The sequence below is a fragment of the Sulfitobacter aestuariivivens genome, from assembly GCF_014763045.1.
Lineage (GTDB): Bacteria > Pseudomonadota > Alphaproteobacteria > Rhodobacterales > Rhodobacteraceae > Sulfitobacter > Sulfitobacter aestuariivivens.
Genome location: NZ_JACTAG010000002.1, coordinates 1332396 through 1350539 on the forward strand (window position 1 = coordinate 1332396; position 18144 = coordinate 1350539).

The following is an 18144-nucleotide window of genomic DNA, read 5'->3' on the forward strand; positions in this document are numbered from 1 at the left end:
ACCGGTTGTTTACTGATCGTGGGCCAAGATCCAACAAAGTAGAACGCAATTTAAGGACCTGTCCGATGCAGATTTCCGCGCCGTCGCATGCCCCACCACCTCCACCACTGCCGGATAAGGACCGGGCGTTGAGGGACGCTGCACAGGATCTTGAGGCGACGTTCCTGGCCGAAATGCTCAAATCCGCGGGGCTGGGACAGTCGCGCAATAGTTTTGGTGGGGGCGCAGGCGAGGATCAATTTGGATCCTTTCTGGTGCTTGAACAGTCCAGACAACTTGTTCGGGCGGGCGGCATCGGATTGAGCGAAGCGCTCTTTGACGCACTTAAGGAGAGAGAAAATGAATAAACAGTCCGGCACGCTAGACATTGATGCACTTGAGGATCTGCTTGATGCAGAGCGGTCAGCATTGCTCAGCGGGGACCTTGTTGCGCTGACCCAAATGCTGCCGGCCAAGGAAGCATTGTTTGATGTCCTGAACGACGATGCGGGGTTGGAAACCCAGGTTCTGGCGGAACTGAACGGCAAGGTAAGGCGCAATCAGCTTTTGCTGGATTCTGCGCTGAAGGGGATCCGCGACGCCACTGCACGCATGACGTCAGTGCGGCACTTGCGCAGTTCACTGGAAACCTATGGATCCGACGGTCGAAAGCAGAATATTCAAATTGATGGCGCGCATGCGTTGGAGAAACGCGCGTGATGGTTGATTGAATTAAATTCGGGGGAATTGCCGTCGCGGATTTAGCAAAGTGTTAACGCAAGCGCCGCCATGGTGAGCCTGCATCTGAAAGCGGATGGCGCACCAACCTGAGAATGACAGGTAAGTGCACTGGTCAGAATGACTCTTGGTCCTGCCCTTCGCGGGGTACGACACCACGGACGCAAAGCGTCAATGACTTAAGGAACAAATATGTCCAGCATTCTTACCAACAACAGCGCCATGGTCGCCCTCCAGACGCTGAAACAGATCAACATGAACCTTGCCGGCACGCAGAACGCGATTTCCACTGGCAAAGACATCGCAAGCGCCAAGGATAACTCGGCAGTTTGGGCGATTTCAAAGGTGATGTCGTCGGACGTGCAGGGTTTTGAGGCGATTTCCGATTCTCTGTCACTTGGTGAATCCACTGTGGCGGTTGCGCAAAACGGCGCGGAAACCGTGACGGACCTGCTGACAGAGATCAAAGGCAAGATCGTTAACGCGCAGGAAGACAACGTGGATCGCGCCAAGATCCAGTCTGATATCGCGGCGCTCCGAGACCAGATCAGTTCGGTTGTGTCAGCGGCGCAGTTCAATGGCCTCAACCTGCTGACTGAGGGCGCAGCTGTTTCAGTCCTTTCTTCGCTGGATCGCGCAGCCGATGGGAGCGTTACGACAAGCACAATCGATGTCGCGCGTCAGGATCTGGCTACCAATCAGGCGGCTTTGGCCGCTGATGCGGTTTACGCCGCCGGATCTGGTACTGCCGGGGCAGCCTCTGCAACTTTGAACGCGACGCAGACCCAGAATCTTGCCATTGCCGGTGTGACAGCGGGTGTCGCATATAGCATTGGCCTGACGGGGCTGGATGCTGATTCCAGTACATTTACGCCTGCGGATTATACGACAAGCGCTGATGTGACAGGTGCATCCGAGATGTTCTACGTCGCCAAAGAAGGGGACACGGCGGCTGATGTGGCGGCGGGTCTTGAGGCCGCATGGGATGCCTTTGCGGCAGAGAATAGTCTGGATACATCGATTCTTGATATCACCGCCACGCCAACCGGGTTGACCGCGACGTCGACGCAAACAGATGGCAATGACACCATTGCCGTCCGCGTCGATACATTGACATCCGCGTTGGATGAAAACGTTGCCTCGGGCGGACTGGCGGACCTTGGCCTTGTGGATGTCAGCACCGAAGAAGGTGCGAATGCAGCGCTGGAAAGTATCGAAGGGTTGATCCAGACGGCCATTGACGGGGCCGCTGCGTTTGGTTCTGCGCGTGGCCGCATCGAGACGCAGTCGGACTTCATCAGCAAGCTGAGCGACTCGTTGAAATCAGGCATTGGCGCGTTGGTCGATGCAGACATGGAGGCCGCCTCAGCCCGACTTCAGGCGCTGCAGACCCAGCAGCAGCTGGCGGTGCAGGCGCTGTCCATCGCCAACCAGTCGCCACAGACGATCCTTTCGCTCTTCCGATAAGAGCCTGGCGGGGCGCGTCTGATGCGACGCGCCCTGCTGCAATCGTCGCTGCGACGAGGTTACTTCAAACAAGTAAGGTGAGACCGTGAATTCAATTGCGATGGCCCAGCGCGCCTATGCGCCAACGACCGCACCGACGCGATCTGATCGAAGTGTCGAGTACGACGTCATAGCGCGTGTCACGTCCCGCCTGAAACGCGCCATCACCCGCAAAGATTTTCCTCGGCTGCTGGAAGCCTTGCATGAGAATCGCAAGCTCTGGCGGACGCTGGCGATTGAAGTTGCTGACAAGAATAATGCGCTGCCTGCCGATCTGCGCGGACGCATTTTTTACCTCGCGGAATTCACGGATCATCAGACCCGCAGGGTCATGCGCCAGAAGGAAAGTGCGGTCCCTCTTTTGGAAGTGAACACTGCCATTCTGCGCGGCCTCAAGCAGGATGGGCCGGTCACATGAGCGGCCTAGTTCTCAAACTCGGCCCGAAAGAACGTGTGCTGATAAACGGAGCGGTCATCGAAAACGGGGACAGGCGCAGCCGGCTTGCGATCAAAACACCCGACGCGCACATTTTGCGCCTGCGCGATGCAATCCATCCAGAAGACGCAACAACGCCTGTGCGCCGCGCGTGCTTTGCCCTGCAATTGGTCCTGTCGGGCGACAGCGATCCGCAAAAGATGCGTCCAACGCTGCTGCGCCAGTTGGAGGAACTTAGCCAGGTCTTCACAGATAGCGATAGCCGGCGGGTTCTGTCCGAAGCGAGCGCTGCCGTCATAGCGGATCAACACTACAGCACCCTAAAGCACCTGCGCGGCCTCTTGCCCCGTGAGGACCGGCTGCTTGCGATGCGGCCAAGTTGATGTTCCAGCCGATTGTACCAGACGGCGGATTGGTAGGGTGGCGGTTCTTGCAACGCACCTATGACAGCCAATTTGAAACGTTCACACAATCCCCCGTTCTTCAGCGGGACACGGATTACTTCCGGGAAAAGATCAGTTCAATTACCACAGCGGAAGAGCTTGTCCTTGACCGCAGGCTGCTATCTGTCGCCCTTGGCGCCTTCGGCCTTCAGGATGACATCGACAATCGCTACTTTATCCAGAAGGTTCTGGCTGACGGCACAAACAGCGATGATGCGCTGGCCATGCGGCTTGCCGACACGAGGTACCGGGAAATGTCGGAAAGTTTCGGTTTTGGCCCGGCTGAATTCCTCAAGACTGGTGAACCCGATTTCATCGAGGTGATCATCACCAGATTTCAGACCAGCAGTTTTGAAGTCGCGTCGGGGCAACAGGATGACGCCATGCGCGTGGCACTCTACGCGCAACGAAAACTTGCTGAAATTGTGACGATGGACGGATCAGAAAACACCAAATGGTTCACGATCATGGGCGACCCGCCGATGCGGCAACTATTTGAAAAAGCCCTTAACCTCCCATCTTCAGTTGGCCAGATCGACATTGATCAGCAGCTTGTCATTTTCAAGAACCGTGCGACCCGCCTGTTTGGCGGTATCGATCTTGCACAGTTCGCAGATGCATCCGCTCGAGAGGACTTGATCGCGCGATATCTGCTTCAGGATCAAATTGACAATCTGTCAGCGGGCCTGTCATCAAACGCAATCGCGCTCACACTTTTGCAGTCCTAGGCGGCGTCTGGTGGGGCCTGAGGTAAACTTCGCGTCTGCAACGGCAGACGGCGCATCACCAATTTGAGTTGTTGAAAACTCTGTTCAACACTTGGCTCCTCTGTGCGGGCAAGAAACCCTTCCAATTCGGTTTCCAGCGCGATTGCCTGGTCGAGTTCGGGATCGCTGCCCGGCTGATAAAGGCCAGCGCGGATCATCATCGCATTTCGATCATAGAGTCCCATCAGCTTGCGGGTTTGGGCGAGCAATGCGTTTTCCTCTGGTGTTGCTGCTGCGGGCAGGCTGCGCGACACAGATCGCACGACGTCAATCGCAGGATAGCGTCCACGCTCCGCGATGGCGCGGTCCAGCACGACATGCCCGTCGAGAACGCCACGCAAGATGTCAGCGATGGGCTCTTCCATATCTGAGCCCGCAACGAGCACACTGAAAATGCCGGTGATGTCACCCTGACCACCTGCGCCGCTGCCCGCCCGTTCACACAAAGACATGATTTGATGCGCCGTCGACGGCGGATAGCCTCGCAACACTGGCGCTTCGCCTGCGGCGACGGCGACTTCGCGGTGCGCCTCGGCAAAGCGGGTGATGGAATCGGCCAGAAACAGCACTGATTTCCCCTGATCCCGGAAATGTTCAGCGACGGCCATGCCCGTGAAGGCACAGCGCCTTCGTTGAAGGGGCGATTGATCGGATGTGGCTGTGACAACAACAGTGCGTTTGAGCCCTTCAGGCCCGATCACCTCGTCCAGGAAATGACGCAGTTCGCGCCCACGTTCGCCAATCAATGCAATGACGATGACATCCGATTGCATGTGTTTGGCCAGATGGCCCAACAGGCTGCTTTTACCGACGCCGGATCCTGCGAACAATCCGATGCGCTGACCCTGTGCAATGGGCAAAAGCGTATTGAAAACCGCGGCGCCGGTTTCAAGCCGTGCACCCAACGGGCGCCGGTCCGCCGCGGGCGGCGGTGCCGAGCGAAGCGCGCGCGGCGACAGTCCCCGCATCAGCGGCCGCCCATCCAGAGGTTGGCCATAAGGATCAACGACGCGGCCAATCCAGTCGTCACTTGGCGCAATATCGTCAGACCCCAGCAAGGTGGCGCGATCACCCAAAGCGACCCCGTCTGGAGGGGCATCCGGCAATACGACCAAAGTGTCACCTTGCAGTTGCACGATTTCACCCTTGAGAGGTTTGTGATCGCAGCGAGTGATCTTGACCCAGTCGCCGGTTCGGGCGGTATCCGCCAAGCCTGCCACACGGACCACGCCCGCCTGGACGCCGGCCACGCGCCCGGCGGGGCGCACGGCATCAAGCGTGTCAATTTGGGCCCGAAGGCCGTCAAGGTTTGGCAAGTACTTCATTTTCATCCGATCCCAGCTGCAAACCCTTTCTAAAGGAATCAGAGTTAAGCCTTGGTTGAAATCGCAGGAGGGAGAACCCCCGATGTTCGACAGACTTGATGTCTTCAAGATATCGATCGCCATGGCAAAGCACGCCGGCCAGAAACAGGCCATTGTTGCGCAAAATGTAGCTAACGCGGATACGCCGGGATACGTTGCGCGAACCCTCCCAGATTTCAAGACAGTCTATCAGCCCGCGGGTTTGGTGCGGTCCCAAATTGCAACCCGTGCATCGCACTTGAACGGCGCGATGCCGGGTCACGGCCATGTTCGCCCGATCGCGAACAAAATGCAGGCCAGCCCAAACGGAAATCAGGTGTCATTGGAGGAAGAGATGCTGAATTCCGTCGCCGCAAAGCGCCAGCATGACCGCGCAATAGCGATTTACAAGTCATCCCTGAAGATCCTGCGCAGCACGATCCGCAGCTAGGAGATATCATATGAATGATCTATCAAAATCTCTTGAAGTTTCTTCCAGCGGCTTGCGGGCGCAGGCGGCGCGCCTGCGGCACTTGTCCGAGAACATTTCGAATGCTGATACACCCGGGTATCGGCGCAAGATGATCTCGTTCGAGGCGGCGATGTCAGACCGAAGCGGTGTCGCTGAGGTATCTCCTGGTCGCGTGCGCCTTGATCGGACAGAGCTGACGCGCATTCATGATCCCAGTCACCCGCTTGCGGATGAAACGGGCCATTTCGATAGCTCCAACGTCGATCTGTTGATCGAACTGGCCGACGCGCGCGAGGCCCAGCGCAGCTATGAGGCAAATCTCAAGATGTTCGAACAATCGCGCAAGATGTCTTCCGGACTGATGGACCTTTTGCGCCGTTGAATCCGTAAACGCACCTCAGAAAAACAGGAGATCCAGAATGGAGATCAGAGGCCTTTCGGCGATAGAGAAATACGCTGCTTCCAAACCGGCAACAGACCCCGGTGAGGGGAAGGGAATCGCGGCAACGGCAGGGCGTGTCATTGGCGATTTCGCGACCACGCTGGCGCAGACCGAAGAAACCGCCAAGACGGCGATGATCGGCGACGCTGATCCCCATGCGCTTGTCACGGCCCTCGCCCAGACCGAACTGGTGGTAGAGACCGCGGTGTCGGTGCGCAACAAGGTGGTCGAGGCCTATCAGGAAATTCTGCGGATGCCGGTCTGATGCTGGATGAGATACTGTTCTTCGACACCATGCGTCAGGGGCTTTGGGTCGCAGTGATCATTTCCCTGCCGATCCTGACGGTGGCGCTGCTGGCCGGTCTGGCGATTGGTCTGGTTCAGGCCCTGACTTCTATCCAGGAAATGACACTGACGTTTGTTCCCAAACTGGCCTGTATAGCCTTGGTTTTCTGGGCCTCCATGGGGTTCATGACCCAATCGCTGGTCGCTTACTTCGATGATCGCATCGTGCCCCTGATTGCTGGAGGATAGCATGGAAAACACCGGATACGTCACACTGACACGCCAATCGGGACTGGCACGCGAGTTGCAAGTGGTCGCGAACAACATCGCCAATGCGGCGACGACCGGATTTCGTGCGGAGGGTGTGATCTTTTCCGAACATGTGCAGCCTGTTCGCGTTGGCCCGTCGCTTTCCATGGGGCAAGGCAATGTACGCAACACATCCTTTGTCCAAGGAGGGCTGAACCAGACCGGCGGGTCCTTCGATTTCGCAATCGAAGGGGATGCATACTTCCTGATCGAAACACCGGCAGGCGAACGGCTGAGCCGGAATGGGGCTTTTACGCCCAACGCCGAAGGCCAACTGGTCACCAGTGACGGCTATCCCGTACTGGACATCGGCGGCACCCCGCTGTTCACTCCGCCGGGTGAGCAGGTCGCCGTCGCAGCCGATGGCACGCTTAGCGTTCAGGGTCAGCCGCTGGGACAGATGGCATTGGTTACGGCCACAGACCCCAAGACCCTGATCCGCGAGGATGGCGTGCTGTTTCGCGCTGACGAGGGGTATGAACCCGCAGAAAATGCGCGTGTCATGCAAGGTTTCACCGAAAGCTCAAATGTGAACGCGGTGGGCCAACTGGTTCGCCTCATTGAGGTGCAGCGCGCCTATGAGATGGGTCAAAGTTTTCTGGAAAGCGAAGACGAACGTGTGCGTGCGGCCATGAAGGCCCTGCTCACATAACCCTAATTCCGACGAAAGGACGCTAAAATGCGCGCTTTGAAAATCGCGGCGACCGGCATGGCCGCCCAACAGATGCGGGTTGAGACGATATCAAACAACCTGTCGAACATGTCTACCACAGGGTACAACGCGCGCCGGGCCGAGTTTGCCGATTTGCACTATCAGCAAATGGCGCGCGCCGGCACGGTCAATGCCTCGGACGGGACGGTATTGCCGACGGGGATCCAATTGGGTTTGGGTGTACGGCCTGCGGCAGTGTCCATGCAGCTTGCGCAGGGTGGGATCTCACCCACTGGCGGTGATCTGGATGTGGCGATCGAAGGGCTTGGTTATCTGGAGGTCGTGATGCCCTCTGGTCAGATGGCCTATACCCGCGATGGTGGGTTAAAACGCACGGGTGAGGGGCTGATCGTGACCTCAGATGGCTTTCCGGTACAGCCCGAGATCGTCATCCCCGCCGACGCCCGCAGCATCTCGATCAACGCCGCAGGCGAGGTTTTCGCCTATTTCGATGACACTGCTGAGGGTCAGCCGCTGGGGCAACTTAACCTGGCGGGCTTTACCAATCCTAAAGGGTTGGAGGCCTTGGGCAGCAACCTTTTTGCTGAAACCGAAGGGTCAGGCCCAGCCTTGGTTGGTACCCCGGGTGAGGATGGCCTTGGCACCCTCAGGCAGGGATATCTTGAAGACAGTTCCGTGGATGCCGTGCGCGAAATCACGGAGCTGATCGAGGCACAACGCGGTTATGAAATGAATGCCAAAGTCATCTCTGCCGCCGATCAGATGATGAGCGCGACAACACAGGTGCGATGATGATCTGGCGTGCCCTTCTCTTTTTGTGCCTGGCGTATCCCGCTGGGGCGGAAACCATCGTCGCGGCCCGTACCATTCGGGCACATGCAATTATCCTGCCGACCGATGTCACCCTTTCCACAGCCCAGATGGCCAATGGTTTCGGGCAGGCCGCGGATGTTGTGGGCCAAGAGGCGCGTGTTGTCCTTTATGCGGGACGCCCGATCTTGATCGATGATATTGGGCCTCCGGCAATTGTGACGCGCAACCAATTGGTGCGCGTGGTCTTTCAGGGTGCCGGGCTGTCCATCGCCACCGAAGCCCGCGCGCTTGAGCGTGGCGCGGCAGGGGACCGCATCCGCATCATGAACCTCAGTTCGCGGGCGACACTTTTTGGCCAAATACAGGACGATGGCACGATCAAAGTGCACAGATAGGATCAATTATGACCAAACTTTCTGCCGCGATGCTTGGCCTTGCAGTGCTTTGCGCCTGCGGGCGAGAAGATCACATCGGCAAACCCCCCAGCTTTTCCGAACCTATGCAGGGGCAGGAACATTCTGCGATGATCAATCCGGGGCTGCCACTGCGACTGGAAGAGACGCAGCCGATTTATCGTGCCTCGCTTTGGTCTGGGACGCGGCAGTCCCTGTTGGGCGATCGGCGCGCGGACCAGCGCGGCGATATCCTGACCGTGGTGATCGAAATCGATGAACGTGCAGAGATTTCAAACCAGACCGACAGATCCCGTTCGGGCAACGAAAGCCTTGGCGTTCCCGGCCTGTTCGGCATTCCACAGCGTCTGGATACTCAACTGCCCGAAGGCGCCTCGTCAGCAGAGCTCGTTGAGATTGCCTCGAACAGCAGTTCGTCTGGGGACGGATCTGTCAAACGCAACGAAAAACTGGAATTGCGTGTGGCTGCGACCGTCATTGATGTGCTGCCGAACGGGGTGCTCTCCATCGCCGGATCACAGGAACTAAGGGTCAATTTCGAACTCCGCGAACTATTGGTGACTGGATACGTGCGCCCTGCGGATATCTCCCGCCAAAACGAGATCACCTATGACAAGATTGCCTCGGCGCGGGTGTCCTATGGCGGACGCGGCCAGATCACGGATGTCCAACAACCCCGCATCGGCCAGCAGCTGCTGGACGTGGTTCTGCCATTTTAGGAGCGCGCCATGCGAATGCTGTTACCTCTCTTGTTGCTGCTGATTGGCTCAGCCGCCGGTGTCGCCGCCGGCATCTACTTTCGGCCTGCGGCTGACACGGGGCCTGCGGCGTCGCAAACATCTGATCCTACCGTCACGATGCCTGAAAATGGCGGAAAAGGCGTGAAGGATGACAGCGGCGCTGTTGAGTATGTCAAGCTGAGCAATCAGTTCGTCGTTCCGATCGTCAAGGGCGGCAATGTTGCATCGCTGGTGGTCCTGGCGCTGAGCATGGAAGTGCCCGCGGGACTGAAAGAGACGATCTATCGCCACGAACCCAAGCTGCGGGATTCGTTTCTTCAGGTGCTTTTTGATCATGCAAATGTGGGGGGGTTCGATGGCGCATTCACACAAGCAACGATGCTTTCACAGCTGCGCGCTGCATTGCGCGAGGTGGCGCAACGCGACATTGGAAAGGATCAGGTCAACGATGTTCTGATCACGGAAATCGCCCGCCAGGACTATTGATTACCGCAAACCAGCAATGCTCAAAGCGATCGCTTCTTCAAGTTGGCGCTGTGCATTGGATCGCCGCATTCCTGCGGTCCGTTCTTTTTGCAACTCGTTCACTACCGACATCTTGCCGTGGGCCTGCCGGACATCGCGCAAATGATGACCCTTGGCAGCGAGGACCTGCGCCAATTGCAGGTTCAGCGCTGTACGCGTCCGTTCGGTCCATGTTTGCCAGACCACGTCCGCACCAACCGACTGCATCTGATGCATTGCCTGGGTCGCGGCGCTGGCCTGCAGGCGCACGTCATCCAGGTTTGCGAGTTTCATCCGCAGCCCCTTTTCGCGGGCGACCAGTTTTGCAAACGCAAGCTGCCTATGGGCGTACACGGCCTCCGTAATCGTCTTCAAATCGGTCAGGGCGCTTGCGTCGGTCATGCCAGCCCTTTTGCACGCTGGCGCATGGCTTGGGCAAAACGAATGGCCGCCGCCACAGCATGATAGTGATCTGGTGCAACCTGACTGCCAATTTCCGTGGTGGCAAAAAGAGCGCGTGCGGTAGGCGGATCGCGGTGGACCGGCACGCCCGCCGCAGCGCCCTTTTCGCGAATGGCCCGCGCCATCTCGTCAACACCTTTGGCAATGCAAACGGGTGCGCTGCCAGGCAATTGATCCCATTTCAGCGCGACCGCGTAGTGCGACGGGTTGACAACAATCACGTCCGCGTCTGGTACGTCCGAAAGCATCTGGTTTTGGGAGAGGGCCATCGCGCGCTGGCGGCGTTCCTGCTTGAGGTGTGGATCGCCTTCCGCGTTTTTCGTCTCATCAGTGATTTCCTTCCGCGACATTCGGTTATTGCGCAGATGTGAATGGTGCTGCCAGACAGCATCAATCCCGCCGATGCAGAGCGAAATGACAACTACGATCAGCAAAAATACCAAACACAAATGTGCCATCAGGGTGAGGGCCAGTTGGGGCGATGTTTGGAGACTGGCCAGTATCTCCGGCAGGCGTGCATTGATGAATGCTGCAAGGCAGACCGAATAGATCAGCAATTTGGCGAAACTTTTGGCGAACTCGAACAGCCCGTCTCTTCCAAACTTGTTTTTGGCATTCGCGATCGGAGAGATGCGGGATAGCTTGGGCGCCAGCTTGGTCGGTGCAAAGACCATCGCGCGTTGCGCGAACACCGCCAGCAGCACGGCAGCGGCCGGGAATGCAAAGACCGGTAAAACAGCCATCGCGGATTGAAAAAGCAGGGCCCCCATCGTGGGGCTGACACCACCGGCAAGAAACAGCGGGGCAAGCGCCGCAGGCTGATCAAGCAAGACCATCAGGGCGGTTCCCAAGTGCCGTATCATTTCGGCGCCCGCCATCAGAAGGGCCACAAGGAGCCCTGAATAAGCGGCCGCGGTCAACAGATCGTTCGACTTGGCCACCTCGCCCTTTTTGCGGGCTTCCAGCAGTTTCTGCGGCGTTGCCTCAAAGGATTTTTCGCTGTCATCTTCCTGCGCGCTCATGGTCGACCCGAAAATGGGGTGGCCATAAAGTGGTCAAGGGCTGCCAGCCAGGTTGTCAGGATCATCGGGGCCGCCAGAAACAAAAGAAAGAGACCTGCAAACGTGATCACTGGCGCGCCGACAAAAGCCACCATCAGTTGTGGCATCGCCTTGTTGATCGCCCCCAATGCCAGATTGTACAGAACTGACACGATCACAAATGGCGCCGCAAGCGTGAAAGCCAGTTCAAACGCGTGTCGCACCTGATCCAACCCCCATTCCGACACCACGGCACCATCCGGCAGGCGCCCCATCGGCAAAAGTGCGTATGACACAATAACCAGTTCTGCCGCTTTGACATGCAGTCCGGTCATGACCGCCAGCGCCAAACCGGCGATGATCAACGTATATCCCAAGGCGGGCAGAGGATCAGCAACGGCACCGCCAAGGATCTGTGACAGCGAGGTCGATTGTGCCGCAATGGATCCCGCCGTCTGCAAGGCCAGCACAAACATGCGAATTCCCAAACCCAGTATCAGCCCGGCAACGATCTCGGTCAGGATGAGCCATGTCACCGTGTCGAAGGTTCGTGATACCTCCATCGCGGGCACCGCAGGCGCGATAACAAACACGAATGCAACCGCAATCCCCAGCTTGATACGTACCGGGACGGATTGTTCACCGAAGGCAGGCATGAGCGAAACGAGCGCCGCGACACGCAAAAAAACAGTGAATCCATGCCACAGCGCATCATTAATCATAGGCGACAATTCTGCCAGCGCAGCATTCACGCCGCCACCACACCCACCAGCGATGGCCGCGCGTCCAACCCAATCTCTTCGAATGACAAAACAGGATTGGTGATGCCTTTGGCGCGCATGACAGTGCGCAGAAAGCGCCGGCGCCGGGTGTTGGTAACAACAGCAGCAAAGATACCATTGCTGCTGGCATCACTAAGCTTTTCGGCGGTCTGTTCTGCCAATCGATTGAAGACATCGGGGGGCAAGGCGATGTCCAAGCCGCGATCCGCGTCTACCTGATAAAGGGCAAATGTATCTTCCCATTCAGGGGCAAGTTGCACCAACGGAAGAGTGCCGTCGGCGCGACGCATCTCCCCGACCAGTTGAAAGCCCAGTCGTTGGCGCACGTGTTCACAAATCGCTTCAGGTGCTGCGTTTTGGGCGCGCGCCTCCGCGACGGCTTCGAGGATCAGCGGAAGGTTGCGGATCGAAACCTGTTCGTCCAACAACAGCCGCAGCACTGCGTGCAAAATGTCGATTGGCACCTTGTCCGGGATTAGTTCGTCCAACAGCTTTCGATTGGCATCTGAACGTTTTGGATCCGAGATATTCGTCATCTCAGTCAGAATGCGACGCAGCGATTTCAAGGTGAGCAGCCGGCTGAAATTGCGCTTCATCAATTCCAGAAGATGTGTTGCCAGAATCTCGGTCGGGGTGACGATGGTAATCCCGGCCAGTGCGGCTTCTTCCTGATGGCGCTTGTTGATCCAGCGGGCAGGTGCTCCATACACCGGTTCAACCGTTTCGATGCCCGCCGGCAGTGCGCCGTGGTCCTCCGGGATGAGGGCAAGCACCTGATCAGGATTGAGATCGGCCCGTGCCTGTTCCACACCCTGAATGCGCAGCACATACGTTCCCGTTGGCAGGCTTGGTTCGTCGGTCAGGCGAATCTCTGGCAAAATGAGTCCGTAGACCGATGCGACGTGCGTGCGCATATTGGCGATCCGCGCATCCAGGCCTGTGCCCGGATCAAGAACCATATTCACCAAATCAGGCGCAAATTCGACGTGAATATCGTCCAGCTCCAGCACATCCCCAAGGGATCTCTCCTGGATTGCGTCCTCTTGTGCGTCGACGGATCGGTGCGTTTGCGCCTGCGCCTTGTCGCGGCGATAAACAAAAAAGGCGGCCGCGCCCATCGCAAGACCCCCTGCGATGAAAGGGAGAAAGGGCAGACCGGGAAACAGCCCGAATGCCCCCATCAACAGCGCGACCGTTACCAATGCAGACGGGTGTTTCCCCAGTTGTCCAAAAACGGCCAGATCAGTAGCCCCCTGCGTGCCGCCGCGCGCCAACAGCAATGCCGCCGCGATTGAGATCACGACGGCCGGTATCTGGCTGACCAATCCATCGCCGACAGTCAGGATGGCATAGGTTTCAAACGCCGCGCCAATCGGCATCCCGTGCACCACGATCCCCATTATCAGGCCCGCGACAAGGTTCAGCAACGTGATCAGCAACCCGGCGATTGCATCCCCTTTCACAAATTTCGACGCGCCATCGAGTGAGCCAAAAAATGTGGTTTCCTGCTGTTCGATCGCGCGTCTTTCCTTGGCCTCTTCGTGTGATAGTGCACCGGCAGAAATATCGCTGTCGATCGCCATCTGCTTGCCGGGCATCCCATCCAGCGCAAAACGTGCGCCGACCTCGGCCATTCGGGTCGCACCTTTGTTGATGACCATGAAATTAACGATCAACAACACGCAAAAAACCACAAGACCCAGAAAGACGGAGCCCCCCATCACGAACATGGCAAAGCTTTGAATGACGTCGCCAGCAGCATCCGTTCCGGTGTGCCCTTCCCCGATGATAAGCTTTGTCGACGACACGTTTAGCGATAATCGCAACATGAGCGCGGCAAGAAGAATTGTCGGAAAAGACGAGAAATCAAGCGGACGCTCAATAAAGAGTGTGATGGTAAAAATCAGTATTGCCAATGCAAAAGAGGTTGCCAGCCCCACGTCAAGGACCCACGATGGCATCGGCAAAATCATCATGACGATGACAGCCATGAGCGCAACAGCAAGCAGGATGGTGGGGTTAAACAGGCCCTTGAATGTCAAGTTTTGCAACCCTCACCCCCCGTCGCGGGGCGAAAAGAAAGGCACGCCTGCAGCAGTGTCCAGTGGCACAAGCGACCCAGCCGCAGCACCCCCGTCACGTGCCCGCAAGAGCGGAAAGCGGTTCGCGCGATACGGTCCATCAAGCGGCGAGACCTGCTCCGGCTCCTGCAGATTGGCATAGTTTGCCGCATATCGCTTCATATAGCGCGCCGCGTATTTGTGCGTGCGCGAGTGATACGCCCCCGCCGCCTTGTTCCAATCGCCAAGTTCGGCATGCAACCGCTTCAGGAAACCTGCGGCGTAAACGGCATTCTTGACCGGGTCGAACATCTGCTCGATGGAGTCAAAGGCCTGTCCGTGCCATTTATAGTTTAGCTGAAAACATCCGACATCGAAACTGCGGGCACCGCGTTTGAAGTGACGAAAGACGTAAACATGGGCCTCGCTTTCGGTATCAAACCAAACCCCGTTTCCTTCCATGTTGACGGTCCAGGGCCAGGGCTGAAGCTGTAGCGATGTCCTGCGTCCTGTTTCCGTTCGCGTAATGGCGCGAAGTACATTTAGCGGCACGCCCGTCTGTTGTGCCGCACGTTTTGCCGCTAGGTCACAAACATGGACGGGATCAGGGGTCGCCGAATGGGCAAGACTGACCCAAACCGCACTGCTGCTGGCCCAGCAAAGAGCACAGCACAGATAAACACGGTACGACGTTTCGGTGATGCGCGGCAGCGGCATTCTGGCTCTCCAGTGGTCCACATTCTGTGACCTGGATAACGCTAGGCAAAGGAGGTTTAGATTGTATGACCTCTTGTCCGAAAATCATGTCCGGCCGCGTTAATTTCCAACGCTTGAGTGCTGGGTGCCACCTGCCAGCATAACTTCAATCCTTTCGCGGGCGCGTGTGCTCTGGGCCAGCAATTCGGCTGACCGGGCAAGCATGCCGTCGCTGGCTTTTTGTGTGATCGACTGAAGTAGTGCGCCCTGTGCAGGCACGTTACCCACCGCTAACGGGCCCGGAGGTGGTATCTGCTGAAGGCCCTCTGCCCTTGATATTATGATATCGGGTGCCGCTGGCCCGCCCCTCTCAGACAAGGGCTGGAGTGCCGTATCGCGCGCATCAGCAAGCTGTTGTGCGCGCACGCGCAAACGGTCAGCCTCGTCGTTTTCCACGCCAAGAAGATCCGCACTTGCCTTTGATGGCTTGTTTAATGCCAGCGCTGCGCGTGCCGCCAGAACCTGTGCACGATCGTTTGTGTCTTCCGGTTGCAAATGGGCAAGCACATTTTCCGCCCGCAACGGAAACCCCAGCGCAAGAAACCTGTCCGCCATGCTCACCTTTGTCTCATGGTCCAACTGATCGATGTCCTCCATTTTCTGTGAAAAAGCATGGTGCAAAAAATCAATGTCACTGGCCCGGTCAGTCAGTTCTTGTAGCATGGTGCGGCGCAAGGCAGATGACGCCTGCGTTGCGTCGTCCCCACCCAGTTTGCTTGATGCATCAAATGCCTGATCAAACTGTCCGGACTTCAGCAAAGCGATTACATGCGCGCGCCGTAGCTCCGCACCTTGCGGTGTGTTCCTGAGTTCCTTGGCGTAGGCCGCGACCAGCCCGGCGACGTCATGATCAATTGGTTGATCTGCCTTCAACCGCGCGTCAACGAGGGCCACCAAAGCCTCAGGAGATTCCAGCGAATTTTCTGCAACAACGTCTTCAAGTATCGCGACGCCGGCTGGCGCGTTACCTGTAAGGATCGCGCTTTCAGCCTGCGCGATCTCAGCCGCAGGGGGAAGTTCCTGAGGCAACCTTTCTAAACTGCGCAGCGCCGCGATCGCAGCGTCTGATGCACCCAGATCCTGCAGTTTCTGGCTCAGCTTTGGCGCAAGGACACTGCGCAAGTGTCCCGGCAATGAATTCAGGCTGCGCAATGCAGCATCTGTTGCTGGCAAAAGCGGTGAGGCGCCATCAGGCAAACTCAAAATAGCCCAAAGGGCGACATCAGTGTCGCAACTGACATAGCTGGCAAGCTGCGACGCAGCTGCATTGATGCGGTCATCATAAAGACCGGCAAGCCCGAGGAGGTGATTGTGCAATTCCAACAATGTGTCTGAAAGCCGAAGAACCTGCGCCGCCTCCGCGCCAAAACCAAAATAAAGGTACCTCTTCACCAGCCCCAACGCGACATCGGAATTCAGCCTGTCCAGTTCCGTAAAAAGGCCGTGCCGTGCCGCGGCCAGCTGGCTCGAAAACGGACGATTGTCCCCCCACGCCGCAACATCAAAGGTTCCGGGACGTGGGCACAAGACGCCGTCAGCACTGACAGGTCTCTCACCTTGGGTTACCAGCGGAGCGATGTCGCGGCTACTGCTGATCCGCAGGTTCGACAAGGGACTCATGATGGGCGGTTCAGGAGTAAAGATTTCCTGAGTCAGTCCATCGGGTTTTTGTTGCACCTGGTCGGGTGCGCCTTCAACCCTGTCCGGCATAATCCGCGCGGTCAGGACGCCGCGAGATGAAGCCGCACCAAATTCTTCTGCCAAGTGTGTCTGAACATCACTCAAGACGCGCTTTTCAACGGACGAAAGCGGCTGGCGCGTCAAATTCAGTGACATGCGGCCCGGCACCAAGGCCGGCGCTGCAAACCTGACGAAATCCGGGTTCGGGTCAGGGGCCCTGCTGGCAGTTTCAACCGGGGCAGCCTCTACGGCGATCAGCGGAGTTGGCAAAGTCACATCGGGCGACGCGACATCGATGACAACGAAAGCTCCCTTTTCGGTGAAGGCTGAGACACGGCAATCGCAGTTCAGAACAAGTGTCAGGCTGTTCGTGTCGGACGTGACCGTTGAAATGCGGGTGCGCGGAATACGCCTGAAAACCCGCTCGGTTTCAAAACCCGCGTCAAACCTGTCATATCTCAGGACCACTTCCCGCCCGACTTGTCTGACGGACCACTCCACCCCATCTGGTAATGCTGCGACAAGCCGCGAATAGCCTTCATGTTCTCCGGATCGGATGACGGTCGGCGTCGCCGATACCGGCATCGCCACGACTCCCAGCAGAAGGAAAACGACGAGATAGCGCATCACGCCGCGCTCTGCTTGACGGACTTCAAAGCCTCTTCCAACTCACCAAAACTGGGACGCTGATGGGAAGGCGTGTTCTGTCGGCCAACTTCGATGCATATATTGGTCGCGTGGTTGTGCAGGTTCGCGACCAACACCTCGCGGATCAATTGATAAAAATGCGCCTCGTCTTCCGTGACATCCTTGACCTTAACGGCGAAGGGGCCGACCAGCCCATAAGATAGAAAAACGCCAAGAAATGTCCCGACCAATGCGCTGCCAATAAGCTTGCCCAGGATCTCTGGCGGCTGATCAATGGAAGCCATCGTTTTGATCACCCCCAGCACCGCCGCGACGATGCCGAGTGCGGGCAATGCATCTGCGACTGTCTGCAATGCATGACTGGAATGCAGCGCGTGATGGGCATTCGCTTCCATCCGTTTTTCAAGCACTTCCTCGACCTGATGCGGGTCATCGTAGTTCATTGAGGCGGATCGCATCGTGTCGCAAATCAAAGCGATCGCTTCCTTATCACTCAATATTTTCGGGTATTTGGTGAAGATGGCGGATTCGTCTGGCGCTTCGATATGCTCTTCAATCGCGACGGGATTTTGGCGTGCAAGTCGGATCAGCTCAAAAAGCAGACACAGAAGATTCCGGTAATCATCCGGTTTCCACTTCGGCCCCTTGAAGACTTTTCCGATGTCCTTCAACGTTTTTTTGACTGCGGCGCCATCATTACTGATCAGAAACGCACCCAGGGCCGCGCCGCCAATCATAATCAGCTCATACGGCAGAGAGTACAGGATAATCCCCATCTTGCCGCCAGCAAGAAGATAGCCACCAAACACCATCACAAAAATGCAGATAATTCCGATAATGCCGATCATGACGG

Annotated in this window: 23 protein-coding genes; 15 read left to right on the forward strand and 8 right to left on the reverse strand. The window is 57.4% G+C overall.

Translation table 11 applies throughout. From position 1 onward, the window contains the following. Positions 1-65 precede the first annotated feature (65 nt). From H9Q16_RS16300 to H9Q16_RS16325, 6 genes are all read left to right on the forward strand, one after another. A complete protein-coding gene (locus H9Q16_RS16300) occupies positions 66-347 on the forward strand; it encodes a rod-binding protein (RefSeq protein WP_191076468.1) in 282 nt (93 codons plus the stop codon). Continuing rightward, positions 340-699, forward strand: a complete 360-nt coding sequence (locus tag H9Q16_RS16305) for a flagellar biosynthesis protein FlgN (protein WP_216859432.1) — start codon at positions 340-342, stop codon at positions 697-699. Before H9Q16_RS16300 ends, H9Q16_RS16305 begins: the two co-directional genes overlap by 8 nt. A gap of 210 nt (positions 700-909) precedes the next feature. Further along, positions 910-2184, forward strand: a complete 1275-nt coding sequence (locus tag H9Q16_RS16310; protein WP_191076469.1) for a flagellin — start codon at positions 910-912, stop codon at positions 2182-2184. Between the two features lie 85 nt (positions 2185-2269). Continuing rightward, positions 2270-2641 carry a flagellar biosynthesis regulator FlaF gene (gene flaF / locus H9Q16_RS16315; RefSeq protein WP_191076470.1) on the forward strand — a complete coding sequence of 124 codons (372 nt, stop codon included), beginning with the start codon at positions 2270-2272 and terminating at the stop codon, positions 2639-2641. Continuing rightward, the gene (gene flbT, locus H9Q16_RS16320) at positions 2638-3042 is read left to right on the forward strand and encodes a flagellar biosynthesis repressor FlbT (RefSeq protein WP_191076471.1); all 405 of its coding nucleotides are present in this window, start codon (positions 2638-2640) and stop codon (positions 3040-3042) included. The genes flaF and flbT overlap by 4 nt, the downstream gene beginning before the upstream one ends. Beyond that, positions 3042-3830: a DUF1217 domain-containing protein gene (locus H9Q16_RS16325; protein ID WP_191076472.1), complete on the forward strand. Its 789-nt coding sequence runs from the start codon at positions 3042-3044 to the stop codon at positions 3828-3830. The genes flbT and H9Q16_RS16325 overlap by 1 nt, the downstream gene beginning before the upstream one ends. On the opposite strand, the gene H9Q16_RS16330 is transcribed toward H9Q16_RS16325, so the two are convergent. Next, positions 3827-5194, reverse strand: coding sequence for a FliI/YscN family ATPase (locus tag H9Q16_RS16330; protein ID WP_191076473.1), 1368 nt, complete (start codon positions 5192-5194; stop codon positions 3827-3829). The genes H9Q16_RS16325 and H9Q16_RS16330 overlap by 4 nt on opposite strands. Positions 5195-5276: 82 nt before the next feature. Here H9Q16_RS16330 and H9Q16_RS16335 point away from each other — a divergent pair, with 82 nt between their 5' ends. Genes H9Q16_RS16335 through H9Q16_RS16375 form a run of 9 tightly spaced genes read left to right on the forward strand, consistent with a single transcriptional unit; the run spans position 5277 to position 9845 of the window. Next, positions 5277-5663: a FlgB family protein gene (locus H9Q16_RS16335; RefSeq protein WP_191076474.1), complete on the forward strand. Its 387-nt coding sequence runs from the start codon at positions 5277-5279 to the stop codon at positions 5661-5663. A gap of 10 nt (positions 5664-5673) precedes the next feature. Next, positions 5674-6066: a flagellar basal body rod protein FlgC gene (gene flgC, locus H9Q16_RS16340; RefSeq protein WP_191076475.1), complete on the forward strand. Its 393-nt coding sequence runs from the start codon at positions 5674-5676 to the stop codon at positions 6064-6066. A 37-nt stretch (positions 6067-6103) separates the two neighbouring features. Further along, positions 6104-6391 (forward strand): flagellar hook-basal body complex protein FliE, encoded by a 288-nt coding sequence (gene fliE / locus H9Q16_RS16345; protein WP_191076476.1) that lies wholly within the window; start codon positions 6104-6106, stop codon positions 6389-6391. Beyond that, positions 6391-6660 carry a flagellar biosynthetic protein FliQ gene (locus H9Q16_RS16350; protein WP_191076477.1) on the forward strand — a complete coding sequence of 90 codons (270 nt, stop codon included), beginning with the start codon at positions 6391-6393 and terminating at the stop codon, positions 6658-6660. Before fliE ends, H9Q16_RS16350 begins: the two co-directional genes overlap by 1 nt. Before the next feature lies 1 nt (position 6661). Beyond that, positions 6662-7372 carry a flagellar hook-basal body complex protein gene (locus H9Q16_RS16355; RefSeq protein ID WP_191076478.1) on the forward strand — a complete coding sequence of 237 codons (711 nt, stop codon included), beginning with the start codon at positions 6662-6664 and terminating at the stop codon, positions 7370-7372. Between the two features lie 27 nt (positions 7373-7399). After that, on the forward strand, positions 7400-8185 hold the full coding sequence (flgG, locus tag H9Q16_RS16360) for a flagellar basal-body rod protein FlgG (RefSeq protein ID WP_191076479.1): 786 nt from the start codon (positions 7400-7402) through the stop codon (positions 8183-8185). After that, entirely contained in the window at positions 8185-8601 is a 417-nt protein-coding gene (flgA, locus tag H9Q16_RS16365; protein ID WP_191076480.1) for a flagellar basal body P-ring formation chaperone FlgA, read from the forward strand. The genes flgG and flgA overlap by 1 nt, the downstream gene beginning before the upstream one ends. An 8-nt stretch (positions 8602-8609) precedes the next feature. Further along, positions 8610-9338: a flagellar basal body L-ring protein FlgH gene (gene flgH, locus H9Q16_RS16370; RefSeq protein WP_191076481.1), complete on the forward strand. Its 729-nt coding sequence runs from the start codon at positions 8610-8612 to the stop codon at positions 9336-9338. A 9-nt stretch (positions 9339-9347) separates the two neighbouring features. After that, entirely contained in the window at positions 9348-9845 is a 498-nt protein-coding gene (locus tag H9Q16_RS16375; protein WP_191076482.1) for a flagellar basal body-associated FliL family protein, read from the forward strand. Here the strand turns inward: H9Q16_RS16375 and H9Q16_RS16380 are convergent, their stop codons facing one another. The 7 genes from H9Q16_RS16380 to motA form a co-directional block, all read right to left on the reverse strand. Continuing rightward, the gene (locus H9Q16_RS16380) at positions 9846-10265 is read right to left on the reverse strand and encodes a hypothetical protein (protein WP_191076483.1); all 420 of its coding nucleotides are present in this window, start codon (positions 10263-10265) and stop codon (positions 9846-9848) included. Beyond that, the gene (gene flhB / locus H9Q16_RS16385; protein WP_191076484.1) at positions 10262-11347 is read right to left on the reverse strand and encodes a flagellar type III secretion system protein FlhB; all 1086 of its coding nucleotides are present in this window, start codon (positions 11345-11347) and stop codon (positions 10262-10264) included. Before flhB ends, H9Q16_RS16380 begins: the two co-directional genes overlap by 4 nt. Then, complete coding sequence (locus tag H9Q16_RS16390; RefSeq protein ID WP_191076485.1) at positions 11344-12087, reverse strand: flagellar biosynthetic protein FliR; 744 nt, start codon at positions 12085-12087, stop codon at positions 11344-11346. Before H9Q16_RS16390 ends, flhB begins: the two co-directional genes overlap by 4 nt. Positions 12088-12113: 26 nt before the next feature. Further along, a complete protein-coding gene (flhA, locus tag H9Q16_RS16395; RefSeq protein ID WP_425507712.1) occupies positions 12114-14138 on the reverse strand; it encodes a flagellar biosynthesis protein FlhA in 2025 nt (674 codons plus the stop codon). A 63-nt stretch (positions 14139-14201) separates the two neighbouring features. Beyond that, entirely contained in the window at positions 14202-14924 is a 723-nt protein-coding gene (locus H9Q16_RS16400; protein ID WP_191076487.1) for a transglycosylase SLT domain-containing protein, read from the reverse strand. Between the two features lie 99 nt (positions 14925-15023). After that, a complete protein-coding gene (locus tag H9Q16_RS16405) occupies positions 15024-17270 on the reverse strand; it encodes a hypothetical protein (RefSeq protein ID WP_216859433.1) in 2247 nt (748 codons plus the stop codon). Continuing rightward, positions 17270-18139, reverse strand: a complete 870-nt coding sequence (gene motA, locus H9Q16_RS16410; RefSeq protein ID WP_191076489.1) for a flagellar motor stator protein MotA — start codon at positions 18137-18139, stop codon at positions 17270-17272. Before motA ends, H9Q16_RS16405 begins: the two co-directional genes overlap by 1 nt. Positions 18140-18144: the final 5 nt, after the last annotated feature.